Origin of the sequence: Klebsiella sp. M5al, assembly GCF_002090195.1 — a bacterium.
Classification (GTDB): domain Bacteria; phylum Pseudomonadota; class Gammaproteobacteria; order Enterobacterales; family Enterobacteriaceae; genus Klebsiella; species Klebsiella grimontii.
Map to the genome: position 1 here is coordinate 4,191,424 of NZ_CP020657.1, position 24,780 is coordinate 4,216,203.

Annotated in this window: 24 protein-coding genes; 7 read left to right on the forward strand and 17 right to left on the reverse strand. The window is 57.7% G+C overall.

The genetic code is table 11. The annotated features are described in order from the left end of the window. Positions 1-35: 35 nt before the first annotated feature. Positions 36-578, reverse strand: a complete 543-nt coding sequence (locus BWI76_RS20005; protein WP_004123076.1) for a YfaZ family outer membrane protein — start codon at positions 576-578, stop codon at positions 36-38. A 269-nt stretch (positions 579-847) separates the two neighbouring features. Here BWI76_RS20005 and BWI76_RS20010 point away from each other — a divergent pair, with 269 nt between their 5' ends. Further along, a complete protein-coding gene (locus BWI76_RS20010; RefSeq protein ID WP_064343065.1) occupies positions 848-2,296 on the forward strand; it encodes a catalase in 1,449 nt (482 codons plus the stop codon). A gap of 49 nt (positions 2,297-2,345) precedes the next feature. On the opposite strand, the gene BWI76_RS20015 is transcribed toward BWI76_RS20010, so the two are convergent. Continuing rightward, positions 2,346-3,362, reverse strand: a complete 1,017-nt coding sequence (locus BWI76_RS20015) for an Rpn family recombination-promoting nuclease/putative transposase (protein WP_049087154.1) — start codon at positions 3,360-3,362, stop codon at positions 2,346-2,348. Between the two features lie 137 nt (positions 3,363-3,499). Between BWI76_RS20015 and nudI the strand changes: the two genes are divergently transcribed. Beyond that, entirely contained in the window at positions 3,500-3,925 is a 426-nt protein-coding gene (gene nudI, locus BWI76_RS20020; RefSeq protein WP_004134001.1) for a nucleoside triphosphatase NudI, read from the forward strand. Here the strand turns inward: nudI and BWI76_RS20025 are convergent. Together BWI76_RS20025 and tctD are read right to left on the reverse strand one after the other, a co-directional pair. After that, positions 3,917-5,332 carry a HAMP domain-containing histidine kinase gene (locus tag BWI76_RS20025; RefSeq protein ID WP_004133999.1) on the reverse strand — a complete coding sequence of 472 codons (1,416 nt, stop codon included), beginning with the start codon at positions 5,330-5,332 and terminating at the stop codon, positions 3,917-3,919. The genes nudI and BWI76_RS20025 overlap by 9 nt on opposite strands. After that, entirely contained in the window at positions 5,319-5,993 is a 675-nt protein-coding gene (tctD, locus tag BWI76_RS20030) for a transcriptional regulator TctD (protein ID WP_004133997.1), read from the reverse strand. The genes BWI76_RS20025 and tctD overlap by 14 nt, the downstream gene beginning before the upstream one ends. 134 nt (positions 5,994-6,127) lie before the next feature. On the opposite strand from tctD, the gene BWI76_RS20035 reads away from it, so the two are divergent. The 4 genes from BWI76_RS20035 to BWI76_RS20050 all read left to right on the forward strand — a co-directional run bounded on the left by BWI76_RS20035 (position 6,128) and on the right by BWI76_RS20050 (position 9,816). After that, positions 6,128-7,108, forward strand: coding sequence for a Bug family tripartite tricarboxylate transporter substrate binding protein (locus BWI76_RS20035; protein ID WP_004133994.1), 981 nt, complete (start codon positions 6,128-6,130; stop codon positions 7,106-7,108). Between the two features lie 15 nt (positions 7,109-7,123). After that, positions 7,124-7,555: a tripartite tricarboxylate transporter TctB family protein gene (locus BWI76_RS20040; protein WP_004133992.1), complete on the forward strand. Its 432-nt coding sequence runs from the start codon at positions 7,124-7,126 to the stop codon at positions 7,553-7,555. An 11-nt stretch (positions 7,556-7,566) separates the two neighbouring features. Then, entirely contained in the window at positions 7,567-9,087 is a 1,521-nt protein-coding gene (locus BWI76_RS20045) for a tripartite tricarboxylate transporter permease (protein WP_004133990.1), read from the forward strand. 105 nt (positions 9,088-9,192) lie between these two features. Further along, positions 9,193-9,816 carry a DUF2238 domain-containing protein gene (locus tag BWI76_RS20050; protein ID WP_004133986.1) on the forward strand — a complete coding sequence of 208 codons (624 nt, stop codon included), beginning with the start codon at positions 9,193-9,195 and terminating at the stop codon, positions 9,814-9,816. Here the strand turns inward: BWI76_RS20050 and menE are convergent. From menE to BWI76_RS20085, 7 genes are all read right to left on the reverse strand, one after another. After that, positions 9,793-11,184 carry an o-succinylbenzoate--CoA ligase gene (gene menE, locus BWI76_RS20055; RefSeq protein WP_004133985.1) on the reverse strand — a complete coding sequence of 464 codons (1,392 nt, stop codon included), beginning with the start codon at positions 11,182-11,184 and terminating at the stop codon, positions 9,793-9,795. The genes BWI76_RS20050 and menE overlap by 24 nt on opposite strands. Further along, complete coding sequence (gene menC / locus BWI76_RS20060) at positions 11,181-12,146, reverse strand: o-succinylbenzoate synthase (RefSeq protein ID WP_004133983.1); 966 nt, start codon at positions 12,144-12,146, stop codon at positions 11,181-11,183. The genes menE and menC overlap by 4 nt, the downstream gene beginning before the upstream one ends. After that, positions 12,146-13,003 carry a 1,4-dihydroxy-2-naphthoyl-CoA synthase gene (gene menB, locus BWI76_RS20065; protein WP_064343068.1) on the reverse strand — a complete coding sequence of 286 codons (858 nt, stop codon included), beginning with the start codon at positions 13,001-13,003 and terminating at the stop codon, positions 12,146-12,148. Before menB ends, menC begins: the two co-directional genes overlap by 1 nt. 14 nt (positions 13,004-13,017) lie before the next feature. Next, the gene (gene menH, locus BWI76_RS20070; protein WP_024359254.1) at positions 13,018-13,776 is read right to left on the reverse strand and encodes a 2-succinyl-6-hydroxy-2,4-cyclohexadiene-1-carboxylate synthase; all 759 of its coding nucleotides are present in this window, start codon (positions 13,774-13,776) and stop codon (positions 13,018-13,020) included. Continuing rightward, positions 13,773-15,443 (reverse strand): 2-succinyl-5-enolpyruvyl-6-hydroxy-3-cyclohexene-1-carboxylic-acid synthase, encoded by a 1,671-nt coding sequence (menD, locus tag BWI76_RS20075; protein ID WP_049100297.1) that lies wholly within the window; start codon positions 15,441-15,443, stop codon positions 13,773-13,775. Before menD ends, menH begins: the two co-directional genes overlap by 4 nt. Before the next feature lie 77 nt (positions 15,444-15,520). Then, a complete protein-coding gene (gene menF / locus BWI76_RS20080; protein WP_064343415.1) occupies positions 15,521-16,816 on the reverse strand; it encodes an isochorismate synthase MenF in 1,296 nt (431 codons plus the stop codon). A gap of 97 nt (positions 16,817-16,913) precedes the next feature. Then, the gene (locus BWI76_RS20085) at positions 16,914-17,375 is read right to left on the reverse strand and encodes a GNAT family N-acetyltransferase (RefSeq protein ID WP_004870979.1); all 462 of its coding nucleotides are present in this window, start codon (positions 17,373-17,375) and stop codon (positions 16,914-16,916) included. Between the two features lie 60 nt (positions 17,376-17,435). Here BWI76_RS20085 and rnz point away from each other — a divergent pair, with 60 nt between their 5' ends. Beyond that, a complete protein-coding gene (gene rnz, locus BWI76_RS20090) occupies positions 17,436-18,353 on the forward strand; it encodes a ribonuclease Z (protein ID WP_004870977.1) in 918 nt (305 codons plus the stop codon). Positions 18,354-18,401: 48 nt separating this feature from the next. Here the strand turns inward: rnz and BWI76_RS20095 are convergent, their stop codons facing one another. The 6 genes from BWI76_RS20095 to BWI76_RS20120 all read right to left on the reverse strand — a co-directional run bounded on the left by BWI76_RS20095 (position 18,402) and on the right by BWI76_RS20120 (position 24,384). Then, positions 18,402-18,932, reverse strand: coding sequence for a tyrosine-type recombinase/integrase (locus BWI76_RS20095; protein WP_004870975.1), 531 nt, complete (start codon positions 18,930-18,932; stop codon positions 18,402-18,404). 34 nt (positions 18,933-18,966) lie between these two features. Then, complete coding sequence (locus BWI76_RS20100; protein ID WP_004870973.1) at positions 18,967-19,476, reverse strand: fimbrial protein; 510 nt, start codon at positions 19,474-19,476, stop codon at positions 18,967-18,969. A gap of 12 nt (positions 19,477-19,488) precedes the next feature. Continuing rightward, positions 19,489-20,532, reverse strand: a complete 1,044-nt coding sequence (locus BWI76_RS20105) for a fimbrial protein (protein ID WP_024359258.1) — start codon at positions 20,530-20,532, stop codon at positions 19,489-19,491. A 19-nt stretch (positions 20,533-20,551) separates the two neighbouring features. Then, positions 20,552-23,101, reverse strand: a complete 2,550-nt coding sequence (locus BWI76_RS20110) for a fimbria/pilus outer membrane usher protein (RefSeq protein ID WP_084402807.1) — start codon at positions 23,099-23,101, stop codon at positions 20,552-20,554. Between the two features lie 30 nt (positions 23,102-23,131). After that, complete coding sequence (locus tag BWI76_RS20115; protein ID WP_004870966.1) at positions 23,132-23,794, reverse strand: molecular chaperone; 663 nt, start codon at positions 23,792-23,794, stop codon at positions 23,132-23,134. Positions 23,795-23,856: 62 nt separating this feature from the next. Next, positions 23,857-24,384, reverse strand: coding sequence for a fimbrial protein (locus BWI76_RS20120; RefSeq protein WP_064371605.1), 528 nt, complete (start codon positions 24,382-24,384; stop codon positions 23,857-23,859). Between the last annotated feature and the right edge of the window lie 396 nt (positions 24,385-24,780).

Below are 24,780 nucleotides of genomic sequence, written 5' to 3' on the forward strand. Positions count from 1 at the left end.
AAAATCAGGCGCGGCGGAATACCGCGCCGGAGAGATTAGAAGCTGGCGTTGACGCCGACGTACGGACCGTCAGCGACCGCGTTATCGCGGTTGCCGTCTTTACCCGCCAGGTTGAGGTAGCGGTAGCCGGCTTCGATGCTCAGAGGACGCATAATGGTAAAGCGCGCGCCAGCATTGGCTTCCTGATAGCTGTCGATGCCGCTGGAGAGTGAATCCGGAGAGTAATAGTATTCGCCGAACAGACGGAAGCTGTCGCCGATTTTCCACTGCAGACCGCCGCCGACCGCCGCCGCGTAGCCCTCATCGCCGTTGTTCGGATTGGTGTAAACGCCTTTGCCGCCCACGGTGGCCAGGAATGGCCCAAGGGGGATGTTCAGGCCCAATCCCAGACCCGCCGCATCGCCGTCATCATCATTGTGCAGCCAGTTGCCGGTTACCGCCAGGCCGGTCGATTCGGTGCCGAATCCGACGCCGAGATTGGTGTAGTGCTCACCGGCCTGCCCGCTGACGCTGATCGCATTTGCCGCCGTCGAGACGAACATCATGCCAGCGAGGGCCATAAATATGCTTTTTTTCATTTTTATCTATCCAGAAAATAATAATAAGAAAATCCCAAAAAACCGCGAAATTGTACTGCCGAATGCTAAGGAATCAATGAACTAAAGCGACGTTTGCCATTGTGATTGTAACCAGTTGCTACCGGAATTTTGCCAACGGCTCCGGGTATCAATTCGATAGCCAGAGCCAGATTGTCCGTGCTGGCTATTTATTCTACAAAGTGTGCTCAGCTTATTTTTTTCCTTCAGGGAGATGAATAAGTTACATAAAACTTTGTCAGGAGATAAAGATGAGCAAGAAAGGACTAACCACCGGTGCCGGCGCGCCGGTTGTCGATAATAATAATGTCGTGACTGCAGGTCCTCGCGGCCCGATGCTGCTGCAGGATGTCTGGTTTCTGGAAAAACTGGCCCACTTTGACCGTGAGGTTATCCCGGAACGCCGAATGCACGCTAAAGGCTCCGGGGCATACGGCAAACTGACCGTTACCCACGATATCACCCGCTATACCCGAGCAAAGCTTTTTTCCGAAGTCGGTAAAACCACCGACCTGTTCCTGCGTTTCTCAACCGTCGCCGGAGAACGCGGCGCCGCTGACGCCGAGCGCGATATTCGCGGCTTTTCTATCAAGTTCTATACCGAAGAGGGCAACTGGGATCTGGTGGGCAACAATACGCCGATTTTCTACCTTCGCGACCCGCTGAAATTTCCCGACCTTAACCACGTTGTCAAACGCGACCCGCGCACCAACCTGCGTAATCCAACCTGGAAATGGGATTTTTTCTCCCTGCTTCCCGAAACGCTGCATCAGTTAACCATCGACTTTAGCGACCGCGGCATCCCGCGCTCATATCGCCATATGCACGGTTTCGGCAGCCACGCGTTCAGCTTTATTAACGCTGAAAATGAACGTTTTTGGGTGAAATTCCACTTCAAATCCCAGCAGGGGATCGCCAACCTGATGGATGATGAAGCGAAACGCCTGGTAGCAGAAGATCGCGAGAGTTCGCAGCGCGATCTCTATGAGTCGATTGAAAGAGGCGATTTCCCGCGCTGGACCTTCTACGTGCAGATAATGCCGGAAGCGGAAGCCAGCCGGGTCCCTTACAACCCCTTCGATCTGACCAAAATCTGGCCGCACGGCGATTATCCGCTGATTGAAGTCGGGGTACTGGAGCTTAACCGCAACCCGGATAACTACTTCGCTGAGGTTGAGCAGGTCGCGATGAATCCGGCGAACGTGGTGCCTGGCGTGGGCTTCTCTCCGGACCGGATGCTGCAGGGACGGCTGTTTTCCTACGGCGATACCCAGCGCTATCGTCTGGGCGTTAACCATCATCAAATTCCGGTCAATGCTCCGCGCTGCCCGTTCCATAACTATCACCGCGACGGCGCGATGCGCGTTGACGGCAATAGCGGCAACGGCGTCACTTATGAGCCCAACAGCTTTGGCGTGTTTCAGGAACAACCGGACTTTAGCGAGCCGCCTTTAAGCCTTGAAGGCGCGGCGGCGCACTGGGATCACCGGGAAGATAGCGACTACTTTAGCCAGCCGCGCAGACTGTTTGAGCTATTAGGCGAAGATGAGCATCAGCGAATGTTCCAGCGTATCGCCAATGATATGCGGGATATTCCTGAGTTTATTCAGCAGCGACAAATTGGCCTGTTCAGCGAAGTCCACCCCGACTACGGCGCGGGTGTTGCAGCGGCGTTACAGGCCTTAAAGCACGGGGAATAAGTACTGATGGCAGCCCTTAAGGCTGCCATTTTGCGCTTTTTAAACGATTTTAGTGCCGGAGCTTAGCGAGCTGCTGCTGCGATAAACCGGTCAGCTTTGCGACCTGAGAAGGCTCAAGCCCCTCATCCAGCATCGCCAGGGCAATGCGTTGCGTCGCCTCCTGCAGACCTTGATGTCGGCCTTCATTTCGGCCTTCATTGCGACCTTCACGTCGGCCTTCATTGCGACCTTCACGTCGGCCCTTTTGTAAGCCCTTTTCTATCCCCGCCTTCATTCCCTGAAGGATCCCCTCTTTACGGCCACGCTCTTCCAGAAAATGAGCAATATTCATCAGCGTCTCCTTATGCGGCTTGAGCGGCGTCTTTTGCGCGAGCTTGCGTAAAAAGGCCACCGGATCGGCGGCGTTACCCGCCTGAAGCATATAATTCAGCAACGTTTTAAACTGCCGACGCGTAGTGTATCCCAAGGATAATATTCTGACCAGTTGCTCAGAGATGTCCATCAGGTCCCGCTGGCGGATATGTTTTTGCAGTAGCTCAAGCATAGCGACCCGGCGGTGCTGTACAAGCCGATCGTCAGGGATCTCAGTGACGTCTATCAGAGGAAAACTCCGGCTATACAGCCGCTCGGCCATCTCTGGCTGTGGAAAGCCATCCAGCCAGCGCGTTGAATACGGGTAGGGGCTGGTCCTGCCGTGATAAAAGAGCAGAGGAATCACCAGCGGCAGCTGATGATGCCCTTTATCAAGATGACGCTGCATCGCCGCGATGGCGTATCGCATCAGGCGAAACGCCATATGCCTGTCGGGAGAGCTTTGATGCTCAATAAGAATGTAGATATACCCCTCTCCGCCATGGGTTTTTAGCGAATAAAGGATATCCGAATGGCTGGCGCGTAAGTCCTCTTCAATAAAACTGCCGGACTCCAGCTGCAGCGTCCGCAGATCGCACTGTTCCCGCAAATGCTTCGGCAAATGAATATGCAAAAAATCGCGCGCCGTTGCCCGTTGGGACAAAAGATGTTTAAAGACCGCATCGTGCGGCGAGTGGCTTGCTATCTGTTCCATGATGGCCCCTGACCAATTAACTTGCGCTCACCCTACCACCACTCGCATTCACCGCGCGTTTTCGCTTGCGGTTTGCCGAGGCGGCTCGCAAACTGGGCCATTACAATTTTTATCCGCATCATCATTAAGGAGAAATCATGCGTCAAAGGACTATCGTCTGCCCGCTCATTCAACATGAAGGCCACTATCTGCTGTGTAAAATGGCCGACGATCGCGGCGTGTTTCCCGGCCAGTGGGCGCTCTCCGGCGGCGGCGTCGAGCCAGGCGAGCGCATTGAAGAGGCGCTGCGGCGAGAAATTCGTGAAGAGCTGGGCGAAAAACTGCAGCTGACCAACGTCACCCCGTGGACCTTTCGCGACGACGTCCGGGTTAAAACCTACGCCGATGGCCGCCGGGAAGAAATTTATATGATTTACCTGATCTTCGACTGCATCAGCGCCAATCGCGACGTGACGATCAACGAAGAGTTTCAGGACTACGCCTGGGTGAAAGCCGAGGATCTTCCTCACTATGATTTGAACGTGGCGACCCGCCGGACCCTCACCCTGAAAGGCTTACTCTGAACGCGCGCGCAAAAAGCGCAGCCTGACCTTCAGCCCGCCCAGCGTTTCGCTCCGCAGCAGCTGCGGATGGCTGCGGTGCAGGCGCGCAATATCGCTAACCAGCGCCAGGCCAAGCCCGGCGCCGGGGTTATCCCCCACGTTTTCCAGACGATGGAACGGCATGAGCGCCTGCTGAATCTGCGCATCATCGATCCCCGGCCCGCTATCTTCGACATCCAGCAGCACCGCCTCTCCGTCACGATGCAGGCTGACGGTGACGATCCCCCCCTGCGGCGTATAGCGAATCGCGTTATCCAGCAGATTCGCGCACAGCTCGCTCAACAAAACGCCGTCTCCGGCGATGGTCACCGTCGAGGTTTCCCCCTCATAACCGAGATCGATAGCTTTGCTCCGCGCCTGCTGAAGACGGGAAAAGCAGCTATGGTGAACGATCTCCTGAAGGTCTACCGGCGGGAACGCCTGTTCCCCCTGCTCTTTCCGTTTGATGGTAGCCAGCTGCAGCAGGCGCTCGGTGAGCAGGATCGTGCTATTAAGCGTGCCGCTCATCGCCTCCAGGCTCTCGCGCCACAGTCGGGGATCGCCGCTCGCCAGGGCCACCGAAGCCTGAGTTTTCAACACCGCTAGCGGCGTTTTGAGCTGATGAGACGCGTCGGCGCTAAACCGCTCCTGGCGGGAAATCATCACCCGCAGCCGGTCGATATAGCGGTTAAAGGCGACGATCAGCAGCCGGGTTTCCGACCACGGCAGCAGCTCCGGCAGCGGCGTCAACAGGCCGGGTTCGCGCCGTACCATCAGCGCCGAAAGCTGGCGCATTGGCCGCAGCACGCGGCGCAGCAGCCAGCCGGCGAGCACCAGCGTCAGCAGCACTAATAGCCCCTGCGAGATCCATGATGAAAACAGCAGCTGTCCCGCCAGCCAGCGCCGCGACCGCAGCGTTTCGGCGATATAGATTTCCGCCATGCCGACAACGCCGCCTTCGTTAACCGGCTGCAGCAGCCGCGCCACGCGAATAGCCTGGCCGCGATATTCGGTATGATAAAACCACGCCAGCGCCGGATAGAGATCGGTACGAGAGGTTGATGGCGGCATTGGCGGCAGGTCGTCAAAACCGGAAATCACCCGCCTCTCGGGATCGAGAACTTTATAGTACAGGCGATCGTTCATATTCAGCTCGAAGCTATCGAGCACCACCCAGGGAACATTCACTTCCAGCCTGCCGTGGCGTACCACCAGACGCTCCGCCACCGTGCGGGCGGAGGAGAGCAGCGTACGATCGTAAGCCTGGGTCGCCGCCTGCAGGGCGCTGACGTAGCTATTGAACGCCGACAGCCCCCACAGCAAAACCAGCGGCAGGCCGAGAAACAGCAGCAGCTGGGCGAATAACGACTGCGGTTTACCCCACCTCATGAGCGAGCTCCAGCACGTAGCCCAGGCCGCGCAGGGTCACGATACGCACGTTGCTCTCCTGAAGTTTCTTACGCAGACGATGAATATACAGCTCAATGCTTTCCGGGCTGACGTCATCGCTGAGGCTGAAAACCTGTTCAAACAGCTGCTGGCGCGACACCGGCCGCGTACGGCGGAACATCAGCACCGTCAGCAGCGCCTGCTCGCGCGGCGTCAACGACAGCGTCTGCCCGCGCAGTAAAAAATAGCCTTCATCGCGATATTCCAGCGCGCCGATCTGTTGCACCTCATGCACCTGGCCTTCGCTACGCCGCAGCAGCGCGCGCAGCCTGGCATCCAGCTCTTCGAGCTCAAAAGGTTTTGGCAAATAGTCATCGGCGCCGACGTTCAGCCCTTTAACCCGATCCGCCACCGCGCTGCGGGCGGTTAACAGCAGGACGGGAAGAGTCTGCCCGCGCTTTCGCAGGCGCTGCACCACCTCCAGACCGTCGAGTCCCGGCATGCCGATATCCAGCACCGCCAGCGCATATTTTTCGCTTTGCAGCAGATGATCGGCCGCCCGGCCATCAAATACGCAGTCCACGGCAAACCCGCCCTGTACCAGCGCTTTCTCCAGCCAGTGAGCCAGCTCACGGTTATCTTCTGCCAGTAAGAGACGCATATCACATCCTGAAAAGTTGCTGCCGCGTTGAAAGGGAAATGAAAGGTAATTGTTTTAACAATCATGCAACCGAATAGCCACATGCCGGTTCACATAATCAAAAAAACGTACCCTGTAACTGACTGAGGAAGCCTATGAATATTCCATTCCTGCGCCATCTTAGCGCCCTCGCGCTATGCCTTTGTACCGCCTCCGCCTGGGCCGTCGAGGCGCCTTCCCGTACCGAATGTATCGCGCCCGCCAAGCCCGGCGGCGGCTTCGATCTCACCTGCAAACTGATTCAGGTCAGCCTGATGGAAACCGGCGCCATCAAAAAACCGATGCGCGTCACCTACATGCCCGGCGGCGTAGGGGCAGTGGCCTACAATGCGATCGTCGCCCAGCGTCCCGGCGAACCCGGTACCGTGGTCGCCTTTTCCGGCGGCTCGCTGCTCAACCTGGCGCAGGGCAAGTTTGGCCGCTACGGCGTGGATGATGTCCGCTGGCTGGCCAGCGTCGGCACCGATTACGGCATGATCGCGGTACGCACCGACTCGCCGTGGAAAAACCTGCCGTCGTTCATGGCGGCGATGGAAAAAAATCCCGCCAGTATCGTCATCGGCGCCGGCGCCTCAATCGGTAGCCAGGACTGGATGAAAGCGGCGCTGCTGGCGCAAAAAGCGAACGTCGATCCGCACAAAATGCGTTACGTGGCCTTTGAGGGCGGCGGCGAACCGGTCACCGCGCTGCTGGGCAATCACGTGCAGGCAGTCTCCGGCGATCTCAGCGAAATGGTGCCTTATCTACAGGGCAATAAAATCCGCGTGCTGGCGGTCTTCGCTAACGAAAGGCTACCGGGCGCGCTCGCCAATGTCCCCACCGCCAAAGAGCAGGGCTATGACCTGGTATGGCCGATTATTCGCGGCTTCTTCGTGGGCCCGAAAGTCAGCGACGCCGACTATCAGTGGTGGGTGGATGAGTTCACTAAATTGCAGCAGACCGACGCGTTCAAAAAGCAGCGCGAGCTGCGCGGCCTGTTTGAATTCAACATGAACGGCAAGGAACTGGACGCCTATGTCAAAAAGCAGGTGGAAGCGTATCGCCAGCAGGCGAAATCCTTTGGCCTGGCAAAATAATTAACGGAGGTTGCGATGAGCGATCGTATTTTTGCCGGTGTGTGGCTGCTGCTCTGCGCGGGGGGAATGTTTATCGCCTGGCAAATCCACAGCGAATACGCCTATGAACCCGTCGGCCCGCGCCCTTTCCCGGTAGGCATTATCGGCCTGATGCTGCTGTGCTCTGTTTTACTGCTTCTGCGTCGGCCCGATGCCATCACCTGGCCTGGGCGTCTGGTTTTACAACGTTTATTGACGATGGTGGTGGCGCTGGTGGTCTACGCGTGGGGTTTTGAATGGCTGGGTTTTCCTCTGGCCACCGCGCTGCTGACCGCCGTTTTTGGCCTGCTGTTTGGCGCCACCCTGCCCGCTGCCGGGGTAGCCGGCGTGGCGATGGGCATCGCGCTGTGGTACGTCTTTGACGCCCTGCTCGATGTCACCCTGCCGCTCGGCGTCTGGTTGAGTTAACGGAGGAGTTTATGGATATCTGGATTTATCTGTCGCAGGGCTTCGCCGTCGCCATGACGCCGACCAACCTGCTGATCGCGCTGATTGGCTGCTTCGTTGGCACCATCGTCGGCCTGCTGCCGGGCCTGGGCCCAATTAACGGCGTGGCGATCCTACTGCCGCTGGCCTTTGCCCTGCATCTGCCCGCTGAATCGGCGCTCATTCTGCTGGCCACGGTCTATATAGGTTGTGAATACGGCGGACGTATTTCATCGATCTTGCTTAACGTGCCCGGCGATGCCGCCGCCATTATGACCGCCATCGACGGTTATCCTATGGCGCAGCAGGGGCGCGGCGGCGTGGCCCTGTCGATCTCCGCCGTCAGCTCCTTCGTCGGTTCAATGATCGCTATCGGCGGGATGATTCTGTTCGCCCCCATACTGGCGCAGTGGTCGCTGGCGTTCGGCCCGGCGGAATATTTCGCCCTGATGGTTTTCGCCATCGCCTGCCTCGGCAGCATGATGGCGCAAAAACCGCTCAAGTCGTTCCTCGCCGCGTTGATCGGTTTGGGGTTGGCGACGGTGGGCGTTGATGCCAATACCGGGGTGTATCGTTTCACTTTCGACAGCGTTCATCTCTCCGACGGCGTGCAGTTTATCGTGGTGGTGATTGGCCTCTTTTCGGTTTCGGAGATCTTGCTGATGCTGGAGAGCACCAGCGGCGGGCAGAAGCTGGTGCGCAAAACCGGCCGTATGCTGTTTAACGCTAAAGAGGCGGGACAGTGCGTCGGCGCGACCCTGCGCTCATCGGTGGTGGGTTTTTTTGTCGGCATTCTGCCGGGCGCGGGGGCGACCATTGCCAGCGCCATCACCTATATGACCGAGAAAAAGCTCAGCGGCAACAGCGACACCTTCGGGAAAGGCGATATTCGCGGCGTCGCGGCGCCGGAAGCGGCGAATAACGCTTCCGCCTGCGGCTCGTTTATTCCGATGCTCACGCTCGGCGTCCCCGGTTCCGGGACCACCGCGGTGATGATGGGCGCGCTGACCCTCTACAATATTACCCCGGGGCCGGCGATGTTTACCGAACAGCCGGATATCGTCTGGGGGTTAATCGCCGCGCTGCTCATCGCCAACGTGATGCTGCTGATTATGAACATTCCGCTGATCGGTCTGTTCACCCGCATGCTGACCATCCCGCTGTGGTTTCTGGTCCCGGCTATCGCCGCCGTGTCCGCGGTCGGCGTCTACGCGGTGCACAGCACCACCTTCGACCTGCTATTAATGGTTGGGTTGGGCGTGCTCGGCTACATCATGCGTAAGATGCACTTCCCGATGTCGCCGCTGATCTTAGGCTTCGTGCTGGGGGAGATGCTGGAGCAGAACCTGCGCCGCGCGCTCTCCATCAGCAACGGCAACGTGGCGATTCTGTGGCAAAGCGGCGTGACCAAAACGCTCCTGCTGCTGGCCATCGCGGTGATTGTTGTGCCCCCGCTGCTGCGATATATGCGTAAACGTCAGCAAAAAACGCCCGGCGATATTCCCTCCTCCTGATAGACAACGTCATTGGCGGTCGTCAACCGCCGCCAATGACGGTATCGATTGAATTTCTCCTGCATCTGCCTGATAGTTATCGTTTTAACTTTCTGGTGATCCGTTATGACCGTCGCAGCATCCCGTTCGGGGTTAACATTCGCCGCGCTGGCGCTGGCCCTGATCCTCGCTTACACCGGTATCAGCGCAGGGGACAAACTCACCTGGCTGATGGAAGTCACGCCGGTCATTATCCTCGTTCCGCTTTTGCTGGCCACGCGCTCGCGTTATCCGTTGACGCCGCTGCTTTACACGCTGGTTTTCTTCCATGCCATCATTTTGATGGTCGGCGGTATGTACACCTACGCCAAAGTGCCCATCGGCTTTGACGTACAGGAATGGCTGGGGCTGAGCCGCAACCCCTACGATAAGCTGGGACACTTTTTCCAGGGGCTGGTCCCGGCGCTGGCGGCGCGGGAGATTTTGCTGCGCGGCGGCTACGTTCACGGGCGTAAAATGCTCGGTTTCGTGGTCTGCTGCATTGCGCTAGCGATTAGCGCCGTCTACGAGCTGATCGAATGGTGGGCGGCGCTGGCGCTGGGACAGGGCGCCGATGAATTTCTCGGCACCCAGGGCGATCCCTGGGATACTCAGTCCGATATGTTCTGCGCCCTGCTCGGTGCGCTGACCACCGTTTTTGCGCTGGGCCGCTGGCATACGCAGCAGCTACTGCACGTCCAGCGCTTCTGAGGCGGAGCTCTCCTGCTGGTTGACCCAGTCGCGTAGCGCCCGGCGGGAAATTTTAATTCCGCCGGTTTTCAGCGATTCAGGCAGCCGCAGCCAGCGCACCGGCTGCTGAAACCGCGCCAGCTTATCGGCGCACCAGCCTGCCAGCTCGCACGGTTCGCAATGCGCGCTGCATTCCACCACCGCCACCGGCCGCTGGCCAAACTCCGCGTCATCCTGCGGCACGATAAAAACTTGCCCAATCAATGGGTGTGCGCCGATAACCCGCTCCACCTCTTCCGGCTGAATACCTTCTCCGCCGCTAAAAAAGAGGTTATCCACTCTTCCGAGGATAGTCAGCCTGCCGTGCTCCAGCTGTCCCCGATCGCGGGTGGCGAACCAGCCGTCGGCATCAGCGATGGGGACCGTTTGCCCATCGCGCCAGTAGCCTTCCGCCATGCTGTCCGAGCGCAGCCAGACCTCGCCATCGACAATCCGCACTTCGCGCCCCGGCAGCGGCCGCCCGACATCCGCCAGGCCGTCCGCCTCCTTGGCGCATACCGTGGAGGCAAACTCGGTTAGCCCGTAGCCGCACCAGCAGCGGATACCGCGCCTGCGGGCCTGTTCGGTGAGCGCCACCGGAATCGCCGCGCCGCCGAGCAGAACCGCTTTTAACGACACCCCGGCGTCGCCGTTAAGCAGGCGCCATAGCTGAGTCGGCACCAGGGAGGCGTGGGTACAGCCGCGTAACGCCTGTTCCAGCGGCTGCTTGTCGCGTACCGTCAGGCCTGCGCCAGCAAATAGCCAGCGCCAGAGAATGCCCTGACCGGAAACGTGAAACAGCGGCAGCGACAGCAGCCAGTCATCGTGTGGCGCAAAGGGTATCATCGCCAGCACGCCCTCTGCGCTGGCAAGATGGGCGCGAAAAGCGTGCACCGCCGCTTTCGGCAGCCCCGTCGACCCCGAGGTGAGCGTCATGGAAGCGATACGATCTTCTCGCCAGGCCGCCGCGTACGCGCCGTCGCCAACGCGCAAAACTAAGGCATTAAGCGCTACCGGAAGGTCGCCGCCGTTCAGCGCCAGCGCGTGGCGCAGGCCAAGGGACGGCAGCAGTTCCGCCAACAGAGGAGCCGGCAGCTGCGGATTCAGCGGCAGAACGCGCGCGCCGCACTGCAGCAGGGCCAGCAATGCCAGCAAAGCATCGGGCTGGTTGTAAGCGCGAAGCAGCACGCCATCGCCGTCGCTGACCCCCTGGGCGTGAAATCCCGCCGCCAGCGCATCAATGCGCGCGCACAGTTCTCGCCAGCTTAGCCGCCGCTCATTCAAGCGCAGCGCCCGGGCCTCTTCCCGCCGTTGCCGCCAGTGACGCCAGGGCCAGTCGCTAAAGGTCACAGCAGCGGCTCCAGCTCATCAACGCTCAGACACGGCAGCTCGCTATCCGGCCAACGGCGCACCAGCTGGCCGCGCATCAGGCTCAGGGTGTCCAGACCGGGTATCGTGTCCGGGGTAAGCCAGGCGGCGATTCGCGCCAGCTGCGTCAGTCCAAGGCTCGACTCAATGGATGAGCTGATCACCGCCGTCAGCCCCAGCGCATGCGCATGCGCCACCTGCTGGCGTACCTTTTGCAGGCTGCCGGTCAAGGTCGGTTTAATCACCACCGCCCGCAGCCCCGGCTCGGCGGCAAAGCTAAAGTCCGCCTCGCGCAGGCTCTCATCCCAGGCGATAGCGATACCCGTTTCTTTCGTAAAAGCGCGCGAATCGTCGCGATTTTTACAAGGCTCTTCGAGAAAGGCGATGCGGCTGCGATAGTGCGGATTAACATATTTAGCGAACTGCTGGGCTTTCAGCGGCGTCCAGGCGCGGTTAGCGTCGAGGCGCAGCGTCAGATCGGGAATCGCCTCCAGCAGCAGATTGACCACCATACCGTCGCGCACCGCCTCATACAGGCCAACTTTGACCTTGGCGACCTTCTCGCCGGGCATCAGCGAAAGCCTGGCGAACAGCTCGTCCGGGTCGCCGGAACAGAGCGGCGCCGCACGATAATCCGCCGCCTGCGGCAGCTCGCCGCACAGTTCCGCCAGTGCGCAGCTCGCCCCGAAAGCCGCCGACGGCGGGGCCGGCAGCGCGCCGTCTTCGCCATCTCGCCAGGCGCTCGCCCACGCCAGCAGCGCCGTCCGCGCGTCATCCAGCGTTTCCAGGCTGAATCCCGGCAGGGGAGAGATTTCCCCCCAGCCTTCGCGCTCGCCGTCGCGCAGGCGCAGAAGCAAACCATCGCGGGTTTTTAACCGCCGTTCACGCAGCACCACACCCGCGTCCATCGGTAGCTGCCAGCGGTAGACCTGCGCCTGCCGCATTACGGATTCCGTTTAAATTTGCTGAAGTCCGGCTGGCGCTTCTGGTTGAAAGCATTGCGCCCTTCCTGACCCTCTTCGGTCATGTAGAACAGCATGGTGGCGTTACCCGCCAGCTCCTGCAGTCCCGCCTGGCCGTCGCAGTCGGCGTTCAGCGCCGCCTTCAGGCAGCGCAGCGCCATCGGGCTGTTTTGCAGCATTTCCCGGCACCAGCGCACGGTCTCTTTTTCCAGATCCGCCAGCGGCACCACGGTATTGACCAGGCCCATATCCAGCGCCTGCTGCGCGTCGTACTGGCGGCACAGGAACCAGATCTCACGGGCTTTTTTCTGCCCGACGATGCGCGCCATATACGAGGCGCCCCAGCCGCCGTCGAAGGAGCCGACTTTCGGACCGGTCTGGCCAAAGATAGCGTTTTCCGCCGCGATGGTCAGATCGCACATCATATGCAGGACATGGCCGCCGCCAATGGAATAACCCGCCACCATCGCCAGCACCGGTTTCGGGCAGGTGCGGATCTGCCGCTGGAAATCGAGAACGTTGAGGTGATGAACGCCGGAATCATCCTGATAGCCGCCGTAGTCGCCGCGGACCTTCTGATCGCCGCCGGCGCAAAACGCTTTGTCGCCTTCACCGGTCAGCACGATGACGCCGATATTGTCGTCATAGCGGGCATCCGCCAGCGCCTGAATCATCTCTTTGACGGTCAGCGGACGAAATGCGTTGCGTACCTGCGGGCGGTTGATGGTGATTTTGGCAATCCCATCCGCCGATTTTTGGTAACGAATGTCGGTGTAGCCTTCGGAGCAGTCCTGCCATTCAATCGGGGCGTAAAGCATTGCTTCATCAAGAGAGATCATAAAGTGTCCTTCAGTTAATTCGCTAAAAACTGCGCCAGACAAGCCACGACAGCATCGGGGTTTTCCCGATGCGCGTTGTGTCCGGCATGATTAATCACGTGCGTGGTGGCCGATAGCTCATCGGCGATGGCGCGAAACTTGCCGTCGCGTTCGCCGCAAAGGTAATGAAAAGGGAACTCGCGAGCCCGTAACGGTTCGCGGAGATCGGGCTGTTCCGCCAGCGAGCTGGCCTGCAGCATTGCCGCCAGCGCACCGCCGTTATTGCGGCTGCGTAGCGCAATCAGCGCCGCCCGCTGCGCGGCATCAAGGGAAGCAAAGACCGGCTGCTGATACCAGTCGGCAAACACCTGGGTCAGCGGCTCGCGGCGAAAGCGTTCAGCCCAGGCGGCATCGCCGTGGCGGCGCAGCAAACGTTGGTTTTCATCCGTTAACCCCGGATGCCCCCCCTCCACCACCAGCCCGCAGAGCCCTTCGCGCGGCTGGCAGGCAAAGTACATGGCCACCCGTCCGCCAAGGGAGTAACCCACCAGCCAGTACTTAAGTATGTTGTAACTATTAAGCGTTTTCTCAACAAGATGACCAACCTCGGCCAGGCTGTTTGCCGCAATATTCGCTGAACCGCCATGGCCCGGCAGATCAATATAGAGACGCGAATACGCGCCAAACGCCTGGCCGACCGTCAGCCATTCGCGACAATCGCCGGAAAAACCGTGCAAAAAGACCAGCCAGGGATGGCCCGGCTGGCCGCGTTCGGCCAGCGCGTGGAGGATCATAGCTGACTCACCTGCGCCAGCAGCCGCTGCAAAGTTTGCGTACCGTCGGTTTCGTTGACCACCAGCTCAATCAGCGTCGCGCCGGGCGCTCGCCAGGCAACGTCCAGCGCCTGTTCCAGTTCATTCCAGTCCGCAGGGCGATGATAGGTCAGATCGAACATCGCCGCCGCATGGGCGAAATGGATATTCTGCGGCATCAGATAGAACTGGCTTCGCTGCGCCTGCGGCGTGGGCAGCAGGGAAAAAATCTGCCCGCCGTTATTGTTGACGACAATCAGCACCATCGGCGCTGAAGCCTGACGCAGCAGCGCCAGCGAGTTGAGATCGTAAAGCGCCGACAGATCGCCGACGATAGCCAGCGTAGGGCGCGCGCTGGCGCGCTGCACCCCGGCCGCCGTCGCCAGCAGGCCGTCGATTCCGCTGGCCCCGCGATTGCTGTAGACCGGGTAACCCGCCGGTAGCTGCGACAGCGCGTCAATTAAACGTACCGCCAGGCTGTTGCCGACAAACAGCTGCCCTTGATCCGGCAGATAGCGCCGGATTCGCTGCGCCAGCTGGGCCTCGCCGAACGCCTCGCTGCTGGCGACCGCCGCCTGCCAGGCCTGGCGCGCCAGTTCAGGAATAACGACGGCCCACGGCTGGCGTTTTTCCGCCGGGTGCTGCTCAAGCCAGCGGTCAATGGCGCAGACCAGGCGACGACCGCGATGCTGGGCAGGATCCAGACGCCCCGGCAGGTTGTCCACCAGCCAGTACTCTTCGGGTTCGCAGTTAGCCTGCCACTGCAAAACGCGTTTGCTGGTCAGGCTGCTGCCCAGTTGAACAATGATTTGCGCCTGCGCCAGTTCGCTGACCGCTTTTGCGTTGCCGAGCCACAGATCGGCGCAGGGAAGCGGCTGCCCGGTTTGCGAGAGCACATCGCCAATCAGCGGCCAACCGAGCGTTTTCGCCCACTCGGCAACCTTCTGGCCCTCTTCCGCGCTCATCCGTCCGGCGACCACTACGCCGCGTTTTTGGCGCCAGAAAAACCAGTCACGCTGCTTTTCGCTTGAGGTCTGCAGAGACTGACGCAGCCAGGGCTTATCGCTCTGCCACCAGTCGCCGAGCTGCTGCTGCCATTCGGCGCCGGTGTCGTCCATATCGCCATACAGCGGTTCGGCAAACGGGCAGTTAATATGAACGCCGCCGACGTGCAGCGCGCCGAGCGCCTGGTCGAGGGTCGAGACCAGCCAGCGGGAGGAGATATCCTGCGACGGGCGCGGAAGGGATATTGTGTGCGACGGATGCGAGGCGAACATGCCCGGCTGGCGTATAGCCTGATTCGCGCCGCAGTCGATCAGCTCCGGCGGCCGGTCGGCGGTCAGCAAAATGAGTTTTTCGCCGGTCAACCCGGCTTCAATCAGCGCCGGATAGAGGTTAGCCGCCGCGGTACCGGAGGTCACAATTACCGCCACCGGCTGGCCGCTGGCTTTCGCCAGCCCTAACGCCAGATGGCCAAGACCGCGTTCATCAAAGTGGGTATGGTGAATAAACGCGTGGTTTTCCGCCGCCGCCAGGGTTAAAGGCGTCGAACGCGATCCGGGCGCAATGCAGATGTGCTGCACGCCGTGGCGGGTCAAAGCTTCAAGGATCACCGCCGCCCAGCGTCGGTTAAATGCGCTTACTGACATGAATTTGTCCAGTATCAAATATTGAGGCTAAGTATAGATAAAGCAGACTGTTGCCGTTTTGATATGCATCGTTTTATCTATGTTTCTGTAAGCAGTAACGAACGCAAACCCGCGGCTTTATTTTCAATTTCCTGCCACTCCTGCTCAGGGTCAGAGCCGCTGACGATCCCCGCCCCGGCATACAGTCTGAGCGTATGGTTTTCGACTTTCGCCGAACGCAGAGAGACGCAAAATTCGCTTTGCGCCAGCGACAGATAGCCAGCGGAGCCTGCATACCAGCCGCGGGTAAAAAGCTCATTACGGGTGATAAAATCCAGCGCCACCTGACGCGGCAAACCTGCGACCGCCGCCGTGGGCTGAAGCAGATGAAGACAGCGGGCATCATCGGGTTTATCCAGCTCGGCCCATATACAGCGCCGCAAATGCTGAACTTTCCGCAAACGAACAATCTGCGGCGGCAGCACTTCCAGCGCGCGCGTCTCCCCTTGCAGCCGCTGGCAGATATCCTCCACCACCAGCATATTTTCGCGCTGATTTTTATCGTCGCCCATCAACCAGTTGCCCAAACGCTGGGCCTGACGATCGTCCGCATGGCTGGCGACGGTTCCCGCCAGCGCTTCGGTACGCAATAGCGCGCCGCGCCGCCGCCACAGCCGTTCCGGCGTTGAACCCACGAATGCCTCTCGCGGGGTAAAGGCCATCAGGAAGTGGAAGCAGTTAAGATTGCTGCGACGGCTGGCGGCCATAATCGATCCGGCGTTTAACGGCGCGGCGAAATGCAAATCGGTGGCGCGAGCCAGCACTACTTTATCCATCTCCCCCGCCGCTATCGCCTGCGTCGCCTGCGTAATCAGCGCTCGCCACTGCGGATAAGCCGGGAAATGCTGTTCGCTAAGCAGAGAGGGCATCGCGGTGGCCTGCGCCTGTTTCGCCGTCAGCGAATCGAGAAATTCACGCGCCGCGCGGGCATCGTCGCGGAGCGAGCTCTCGCTGGACAGCACCAGACGTAGCGTGGCGCTGCCGCCCAGGCGACGCCACTCCAGCCTCGGCAATAGCAACAGGCCCTGCTGAGGATCAAAGGCGTTAAGGCCGCAAATTCGCAGGTCATCACGCCCCTGCTGGCGCAAAAAATCGTGCGCCTGCGTCAGGGAAGCAAAGGTTTTTACCGCTCCCAGCGCCGCCAGCTCTTCATCGCCGCTGCGCTGCTGCCAGTAAAACTGCGGCCACTGCCGCTGATGGTTGCACCACAGCAGCGGATCAAAAGCGTCATTCAGCGCAAAGGAGATATCGTAAATTCGCGTGCCGGGCGATGGCGGGAACGCTTCATCCAGGCAGCGGTATAGGCTTTCCAGCGCGGTGGAAACAGACAGCACGCGAACCTCCACGGAGTAAAAACCCCACATTATACGGGGTACTACTGAGGAATAGCAGTACCCACGATGAGGGAGCGGCTTTTAATTCGCGCGACGGTCAGTGGGTGGCGATTTCGTACGCCATGCCGATATGGTCGATGCCGTCCTCGTCGTAAACTTCGGTCACCGGCACAAAACCGAAGCTGGCGTAGAATTTTTGCAGGTGCGCCTGGGCGCCAAGATAGATGGCCTTTTGCGGCCAGTGTTGACGACAGCTGGCCAGCGCCTGTTCCATCAACTGATAACCCAGCTTCTCGCCGCGCGCCGCCGGGCTGATAATCACCCGGCCAATCACTACCGGTTCAAACTCGTCATCGCTCTTGAGAATGCGCGCGTAGGCCACCAGTTCATCGCCGCGCCAGCCGAGAAGATGGCGGTTCTCTCCCACCAGATCGTCGCCGTCGATGTCCTGATAGACGCAGGATTGTTCGACAACAAACACCGCACAGCGTAATTTCAGCACGGCATATAGCTGGGGGACGGTCAGTTCGGCGTGGTGAAGATCCTGCCATGTCATCATCTGCGGTTCCTTAGTTGGTATACTTTGTTTTTTTGACCCACGCCCTGAGGATATTGGACGATGGAATTACTCTTTTTGGGGACATCCGCTGGCGTGCCGACCCGTACGCGTAATATGACGTCGATAGTGCTGAATTTGCAACAGCCAACAATGGCGGAGATGTGGCTGTTCGACTGCGGAGAGGGAACTCAGCATCAGTTTCTGCGCACCGCCTGTCACCCCGGCAAACTGAACAAGATTTTTATCACCCATTTACATGGCGATCACCTTTTCGGCCTCCCCGGCCTGCTGTGCAGCCGCTCGATGCAGGGCAATACTCTGCCGCTGACGCTGTACGGGCCAAAGGGGCTTAAAGAGTTTGTGGAAACCGCGCTGCGCCTGAGCGGCTCCTGGACCGATTATCCGCTCACTATCGTCGAAGTCGAACCGGGGCTGGTGTTTGATGAAGCCGGCTTCCGGGTCACCGCCTGGCCGTTAAACCATCCGGTCGAGTGCTATGGCTATCGTATCGAACAGCATGATAAGCCGGGCACCCTCGATGCCGCCCGGCTTATCGCCGAAGGCGTGCCTCCCGGCCCGCTGTTCCACCGTTTAAAGCAGGGGCTGACGGTTGAGCTGGATGGTCGGATGATTGACGGCAGCCGCTACCTCGGCCCGGCAACGCCGGGTAAGAAGCTGGCGATTTTCGGCGATACCGCCCCCTGCCCGGCGGCGCTGGAACTGGCCCGCGGCGTGGATGTTATGGTCCATGAGGTGACCCTCGAACAGGCGATGGCGGAAAAAGCGAATAGCCGTGGCCATTCAACCAGCCAGCAAACCGCCGCGCTGGCGCACGACGCCGACGTCGGTACGCTTATCGCCACGCATTTTAGTTCTCGCTATGACGCTGAAGGCTGCCAGCGCCTGCTGGCAGAGTGCCGAGAGATATTCCCGTCTACCGTGCTGGCGGAAGATTTCATGGTCTATACCGTAGAATAAAAAAGAGGCGTAACGCGGCAGAGACAAAAGCCGCGAATACGCCGCCAGCTACTCTTCAACGTAGCTGTTATAACGCAGGATAGATTTCAAATTCCGATAACCCAGGTAATCCTGGATAGAGTCGTCATCAATGCCTTTTTTTCCCAGTTCATAGCCGCAGGCATGGCGCAGCATCCGCGGGTGAATATTTTGCTTCAATTTTGCCAGCTCGCAGCATTCACGAATAATCTGGTAAAAACGCTGACGGGTCATTTTATTACCGCGAGAGGAGATAAATAATAAATCATTTTGCGCCGGATAACACTCTCTGGCTAGCAACCAGCGCTGCAGTGAGAGAACCTCTTTCGGTTGTAATGGATGATACCCAGAAATACCGTGACGCGCCCGGCGAATATAAACTCGTTTTCCCGGCAGGTCGATATCTCGCAAAGTTAATGCGGTAATTTCGTTAATCCGGCAGCCGTGCAAAAAGCACATTTGAATCATGCAGCTATTTCTTTCCGGGTGAGCACAATAGTTTGCGGCAAGTACCAGTCGCTCAACATCCTTTACGCTCAGATATTCCGTATCTTCCTGCATACGCCATTCCTTTTCATCCAGTTAGCTCATCAGGTCATTGATAGGTAAATGTTAACTGCACCACCGATTCAAAGTTACCCGCCGTCGCTCCGCCCTGAGTTGAATATAAACGGGCAGCCAGCGGAAAAACGCCCTTTTGCGTACTGCTGTTAATCGCAACCGTCATCTTGTCCTGATTTTTATAGGTCGTGGAATGGTCGCTATTGGTTATTTGCAGCGCAATACGCTGCGCCGCATCGCTGGCCGCCACATTGGCGAAATGCGTGGCGTCATCGCCGTCCGTCACGCCGTCAAACTTCACCGTCGCTTTAGTGGTTCCTGCCGGGCAGTTTTCGACATTTAAAGTAAAGGTTTTCCACTCCGAAGCGGAGCCGGCCGCCTGAAAATTTGTTTTCACCAGCGTACCGAAATTCACCTCTTGATACTTTGTATCAGTGCTCACATCGCAGGGATAATAATAAATCGTGCCTTTTATATTTAAGGGTATTCCGCCCCAGGATGAAAAAACAGGCAGCAACAATGCCAACCATAGCGCCTTTTTCATTATTGACTCCTGCTATTCAATTTCAGCCTGAATGGTTGCCGTGGCGGTAAACCCACCGCCAGCGGGTAAATTACCGGTGGTATTTATCGGATAGACTTTCATAGTGGTATCCCCGGTCTGGGTCGAATAGTTCAGATCGACCGGCAGCAGCCCTGAAATCACTGGAATTTTGGTTCCGGTAATACTTTCAATCCGCACCGCAATATCGCTATTGGTCGTCACCAGCGCAGTGTTGTCATGGGAGTCAGCCGTGCCCTGGAATGAGAGAGCAATTTTAACCCCTGCCGAAATATTGGTGCAGGCCACGGTCATATTTACCTCGTAAGGAGTGAAGCCCGTCGGCATCTGGTTGGCCGTTTTGAAGTTATTGCCAGCAATATCGCCAAAATCAATGTTAATTGGCTGACCGGTATTTATTTCGCAGGACTGCGGTACCGTAACCGAGCCGCTCATTGAGATCTGCGTTAATGGATTTGCACCGTAGCTTCCAGAGATTCTTGTTCCATAGACATTAAGGATAACCGTCGGAGGGATAGTCACCTGACCAACAAATGGTCGAGTAAAATAGAGCGAAACGTATCCCACTGAACCACTCTGAAAAGTTGAACCGCCCGCATTGCAAGCAAAGCCCTGGTTATTGTTATTGCTTTTATTGTCGATAGGTGTTGGGAAATAGTCATTCACGCCCCCGGCAATATATAGCTCGCTGGCAATTTCCAGATATTTATTAAGCTGATAATAATTTACCCCGCCTCGACTTTGCGTCGCAGCCATCCCAGGGACCGTGGCTTTAAAATATGTAGGCCCAGTGATATAGCTGCCACAATCACATTTTGCATTATAATTTCCCCCGGTATTCCAACGGTACAGGCGAGGAAACGTCATCCCAGCCTGGTTTTGCGAGGGATTAGTAAAGGTTTCAATAAATGAGAATGTATTGCGAAATGGAGCGTGACCAGCCGAAGTCGTCTCACACCACCCGGTTGCCGCCATCGCCTGCGGCGATAGCGCCAGCGCCGACAGGCCTGCTAATATTGCCCATAAAAATCGTTTCATTATTTCTGCATCCTTTCGATTAGCGGCATAGCCCCGGGGCTACAATAATGCCGGTGAGCGTTTTACCTGACGGCAGCGCGTACTGAATCCGGCAGCGCTCCTGTGCGGCAGCTCCCCATTTCACGTTAAGCGCTCCATTAGACTCCAGCCCGGTCAGATAAACTTGTCCGCCCTCGCCAACGATAAATGCCTGCTCTGACGCCGCGGCTCCGGGTACGCTGACCATCGCGCCGAAAGGTACCGGCTGACCATTCGCCCGACGAACCGTCATCAGAACCCGGCTACCGACGCTGGTGGAGTAGTTTGCGCGAACCACCGCCCCGCGGGTTGGCACCACCGTTTGAGTAGTTAGCTCGAGATCGACATCGTCCGGCATCGTGCTGGTGTCAAGGGTCAAGATATTCTTGCGATACGGCGAGGCGTAAGGCACCACGGCGTAGCCCCGCCAGTCGGTTCTGACGCCGGTCTGGTTATTGATCCCAACCCCGGAAGCGCCGGGCGCTTTAACTAAAGCGAGGGTTTCGCCAAAAGGCTGCCCCAGCGTCAGGCCATTTTCATGCGCCAGGACTCCACCGCGCAGGGCGTAGTTCAGGCGATGGCTGTATTTATCATGGCTGTAGCCGCCGGTAAGCTCGCCATAGGTCGCGCGCCAGTCGGCATTAATGCTGCCGCTCTCCCCTCGTCCCTGGCTGGTGTATCCTTCCTGTACGCTCCAGCTCAGGTTATCACGCTCAAGCAAAGTGCCGGAAAGGCCCAGGTTGTTGCTGGTGGAGCCATTCTTACTGCTGTTCAGGGAGTAGCTGGCATAAACTGGTTTCGGCAGCCATTCCCCCAGCGGCACGCTGATGCTCAGAGCGAAAAGGTGGTCTTCATCATTGCGCGTTCCGGTATTCTGGTCGGTGGTATTACGGTTATAGCTGTAGTTCATGCTGTAGCTGACGCCGCGCCAGCTATTGTTGTATCCCACGCCGACGGACTCCATCGTGCGCCCGGTGTTCCAGTAATCTTCGCGGATATAGTTTAGCGAGAGAGACCCCATTTCTTCGCCAAGGCTCTGGCTGAGCGTCACTTCCCCGCGATTGCGCCGCCGTTCGATTGAAGGGGTATAATTATCGTCCCGATAGGTATCCAGCACCTCCTGCATATCCCAGTAGCCGCTGGTAGCATAGCGATATCCGGCCAGGGAAATGTTAGTCCCTAAGCCTGGAAGATCTTTGCTATAACGAATACGCACCGACTGCCCGCTCTCTTTGTCTTGATCCTGTCGGTTCGACCAGGCCTGGGTGACATCGGTCGATACGGCGCCAAGATCGCCAAGGTTTTTCCCCACCCCCAGCGCCAGGGACTGATATTTGCTGCTAAACTGACCGCCGCCGTACAGGGTTATCCCCAACGGTAGACCGTAAATAGCCGTCCCCTGAGTAAGGGGCGTTTCATCAATGCTATTGTCGTAGGCCCGGTATACGCCGGAGGTCACGCTATATTTGAGGCGGCCCTCGCGCTGCAGGACAGGCAGTGAAGCATAAGGCACGATCAGGTTTTGCTCGCTGCCATCGGATTCTTTAATAGTGACCGATAAATCGCCCGAGCCACCGGTCGGATACATATCGGTGATTTCGAACGCGCCGGGGGAGACATAGGTCTGGTAAATCTCATAGCCGTTCTGGCGAATAATGACCTGGGCATTGGTACGCGCAATCCCGCGTACCACCGGCGCATAGCCGCGCAGGCTTTCCGGCAGCATATCGTCATCGGAAGCCAGCATCGCCCCGCGAAAAGGAATGCCTTCGAAAATGTCGGCGTCGGTGCTGCTATCGCCCAACGTCATCACCCCTTGCAGGGCATTAATATTACGCTGGGCATAGGTATAAACCGTATCCCAGCTGTTACTGGACTCGCCTTCGCTGCTGTTACGTGACCAGGTAGTGTAGTTGCGCAAACGCCACGGACCCATGTTGATACCGGGACGCAAGTTAACGTATTGGTTGTCACTATCCGGCATGTCATTCTTGCGCGACCAGTTATTCGCCCCGCTTACGGAGTAGTTCAGCAGAAGGGCCGCTATGCCGTCATCCCACTGCTTCGGGTCGACCCAGCCCCGCGCCGCGCTGGTAACCGCCGCCTGAGGGAAACTTAATAACAGGCGTTGCTGACTAAAACGAAAGTCAGCCGTTGCCTGTGGTATAACGCCCAAGTCCGCGCAGTCCGCCGATTTACGGCCTAATTCAGGGAATTGCTTAACGCGCACGCCCCATTCGGCAAGCTCTTCAACGTTCAGACACGGCTGCAGGGCCGTTTCCCCCGGGATCCGGCTTTGCTGAAAAGTGACATCCCGGGTTTCCATAAAGATATTGTTGAGGTAAATATCGACCCGATAGGTTCCCGGCTGCTGCCCTCCAGCGTGTTCGTAAGCCGATAAATCCCTGACCCCCGTCTGCGGGCCATCCATTTCCAATAACGCCGGGTTAAACACATCCCGCGCCAGCGCAGTATCACACCACGGTATCAAGGCAACGGCCAGAGCTCCGGCTATCCGGTTAAGCCGCCATTTGTTATGATTATTGTTCATTGTCTCTGGAACTCCCTGGCCTGATAGCCTTTACAAATTAGCGCTGTGCTGCGCGCCAATACCGCCGTAATCATTAATCAGTTTCCACTGCAAAGAGCCTGTACTGCCGCGCGGCAAATCAAAACGCGCCGTCGCGCCAGGCGCCACCCAGTTGGCTTCTTTGACTTCCGCGCCACCGATTTTCACCTCGGCGAAATTCATATAAAACGCGGTGGGATTAGTGACCTGTAGCGTATTGCCGCTGCGCGTCCAGCGAAGCTGACCCGTCACTGTTTCCGGCGTTCCCTCGACGGATTTCGGCCGATAAATTAATTTGATACGGGTTTTAATAGCGATCTGTAATGTGTTGGCGCCAGCTTTGGCCTGTGAGGATGGAATCGCTTTGATATTCATCCAGAACATACTTTCTTTGTTTTCGGGCAATCCGCCGCTATAAATCACCCGCAGGCGGGTCTGCTGCTCACCGTCCAGGCGAAATAACGGCGGCGTTAACAGAAAGGGCGCGGCCCCTTTATCATTCTCCACCCAGCTCTGAATAAGATAGGGTGTAGCATCATTGTTGGTTACGCTCAGCGTGGCCTCTTTTTTACCGCCCGGATAAATCAGGCGAGTACCGCCGGTCACGACGCCCGCATGTGCCGTAGCGCCCACCAACAGCCATCCAGCCATCAACACTTTCAGGTATCGTTTCATCTCCAGCTCCCTGGAAAAGCGAGCCGATTTCGGCTCGCTAGCACGGTCTAATAGACGGAGGATCAGTTGTAGCTGATAGTGAAGTTAGCGCTACCGTTAGCTTTACCAGCAACAACAGTTGTGTCGGTCTGGATATAACGAACGCGGAACGGCAGATCGATATCACCGGTAGATGGGATGGTCAGGCTGGTAGAACGGGTGAACAGCGGCAGGGTACTGTTAGTGCTGCCATAAACCAGCTGCAGAGCCACGCCTGTAGCGACATTAGGTTCTGCGGTCAGCTGCAGTTTGCTATTGTCGCCGCCGACGTTAGTGCCGGAGAACAGTACCGATGCTTTAGTAACCGTAGTCGGGCAGTTTTTCAGTTGGATATCAAAACCTTGCTCAGCCGCAGTAGAACCGGTACCGGTAAACGCCGTCTTGGCGATCTGTCCCATTTGGACTTCCAGCGGGTTAGACAGGTCGTTGACCACGTCGCAACCAGCATCAATGATGTCGCCAATAAACTTCACCTGACCGTCATCTGCCAGCGCAGCACCAGAGATCGTCGCGCAGGCGGCAACAACAGCAGCAAGTAATGTTTTTTTCATGATTTGTCCTTTTCAATGCAGTCAATGCATTAACTTAAAAGCGCAATACCGTGCGCATCCTTTTATTTACGTTTGATATTAATAACACAACAAAACATTGACCCATGAAATGGATATAATATTCTGAAGTGGTCATTTTGTATCAATTTGACCACTTCAATTAATTGAAATATATATTGCCAGGGAGGGCATTTTTTATTTCGTATTTACCAGGGAAAAGCCTAATAAACACGATAAAAAACTAAAGAGTGGGAAGAGGTACAAACCATACGTGAAGCTAATTAAAAAAACCGAAAAATAAATGACGCCTATATTTAATGTAACCACATGAAAATAATAACAAAAAACATTGTTAATCATAAATTGACATTGTTACCACCTGTGGATAGCATAGGA

Excerpts from the sequence above, each read along its gene's own strand:
- BWI76_RS20005 (WP_004123076.1), bottom strand. The coding sequence starts at position 578 with ATGAAAAAAAGCATATTTATGGCCCTCGCTGGCATGATGTTCGTCTCG.
- BWI76_RS20010 (WP_064343065.1), top strand. The coding sequence starts at position 848 with ATGAGCAAGAAAGGACTAACCACCGGTGCCGGCGCGCCGGTTGTCGAT.
- BWI76_RS20015 (WP_049087154.1), bottom strand. The coding sequence starts at position 3,362 with ATGGAACAGATAGCAAGCCACTCGCCGCACGATGCGGTCTTTAAACAT.
- nudI (WP_004134001.1), top strand. The coding sequence starts at position 3,500 with ATGCGTCAAAGGACTATCGTCTGCCCGCTCATTCAACATGAAGGCCAC.
- BWI76_RS20025 (WP_004133999.1), bottom strand. The coding sequence starts at position 5,332 with ATGAGGTGGGGTAAACCGCAGTCGTTATTCGCCCAGCTGCTGCTGTTT.
- tctD (WP_004133997.1), bottom strand. The coding sequence starts at position 5,993 with ATGCGTCTCTTACTGGCAGAAGATAACCGTGAGCTGGCTCACTGGCTG.
- BWI76_RS20035 (WP_004133994.1), top strand. The coding sequence starts at position 6,128 with ATGAATATTCCATTCCTGCGCCATCTTAGCGCCCTCGCGCTATGCCTT.
- BWI76_RS20040 (WP_004133992.1), top strand. The coding sequence starts at position 7,124 with ATGAGCGATCGTATTTTTGCCGGTGTGTGGCTGCTGCTCTGCGCGGGG.
- BWI76_RS20045 (WP_004133990.1), top strand. The coding sequence starts at position 7,567 with ATGGATATCTGGATTTATCTGTCGCAGGGCTTCGCCGTCGCCATGACG.
- BWI76_RS20050 (WP_004133986.1), top strand. The coding sequence starts at position 9,193 with ATGACCGTCGCAGCATCCCGTTCGGGGTTAACATTCGCCGCGCTGGCG.
- menC (WP_004133983.1), bottom strand. The coding sequence starts at position 12,146 with ATGCGGCAGGCGCAGGTCTACCGCTGGCAGCTACCGATGGACGCGGGT.
- menB (WP_064343068.1), bottom strand. The coding sequence starts at position 13,003 with ATGATCTCTCTTGATGAAGCAATGCTTTACGCCCCGATTGAATGGCAG.
- menH (WP_024359254.1), bottom strand. The coding sequence starts at position 13,776 with ATGATCCTCCACGCGCTGGCCGAACGCGGCCAGCCGGGCCATCCCTGG.
- menD (WP_049100297.1), bottom strand. The coding sequence starts at position 15,443 with ATGTCAGTAAGCGCATTTAACCGACGCTGGGCGGCGGTGATCCTTGAA.
- BWI76_RS20085 (WP_004870979.1), bottom strand. The coding sequence starts at position 17,375 with ATGATGACATGGCAGGATCTTCACCACGCCGAACTGACCGTCCCCCAG.
- rnz (WP_004870977.1), top strand. The coding sequence starts at position 17,436 with ATGGAATTACTCTTTTTGGGGACATCCGCTGGCGTGCCGACCCGTACG.
- BWI76_RS20095 (WP_004870975.1), bottom strand. The coding sequence starts at position 18,932 with ATGCAGGAAGATACGGAATATCTGAGCGTAAAGGATGTTGAGCGACTG.
- BWI76_RS20100 (WP_004870973.1), bottom strand. The coding sequence starts at position 19,476 with ATGAAAAAGGCGCTATGGTTGGCATTGTTGCTGCCTGTTTTTTCATCC.
- BWI76_RS20105 (WP_024359258.1), bottom strand. The coding sequence starts at position 20,532 with ATGAAACGATTTTTATGGGCAATATTAGCAGGCCTGTCGGCGCTGGCG.
- BWI76_RS20110 (WP_084402807.1), bottom strand. The coding sequence starts at position 23,101 with ATGAACAATAATCATAACAAATGGCGGCTTAACCGGATAGCCGGAGCT.
- BWI76_RS20115 (WP_004870966.1), bottom strand. The coding sequence starts at position 23,794 with ATGAAACGATACCTGAAAGTGTTGATGGCTGGATGGCTGTTGGTGGGC.
- BWI76_RS20120 (WP_064371605.1), bottom strand. The coding sequence starts at position 24,384 with ATGAAAAAAACATTACTTGCTGCTGTTGTTGCCGCCTGCGCGACGATC.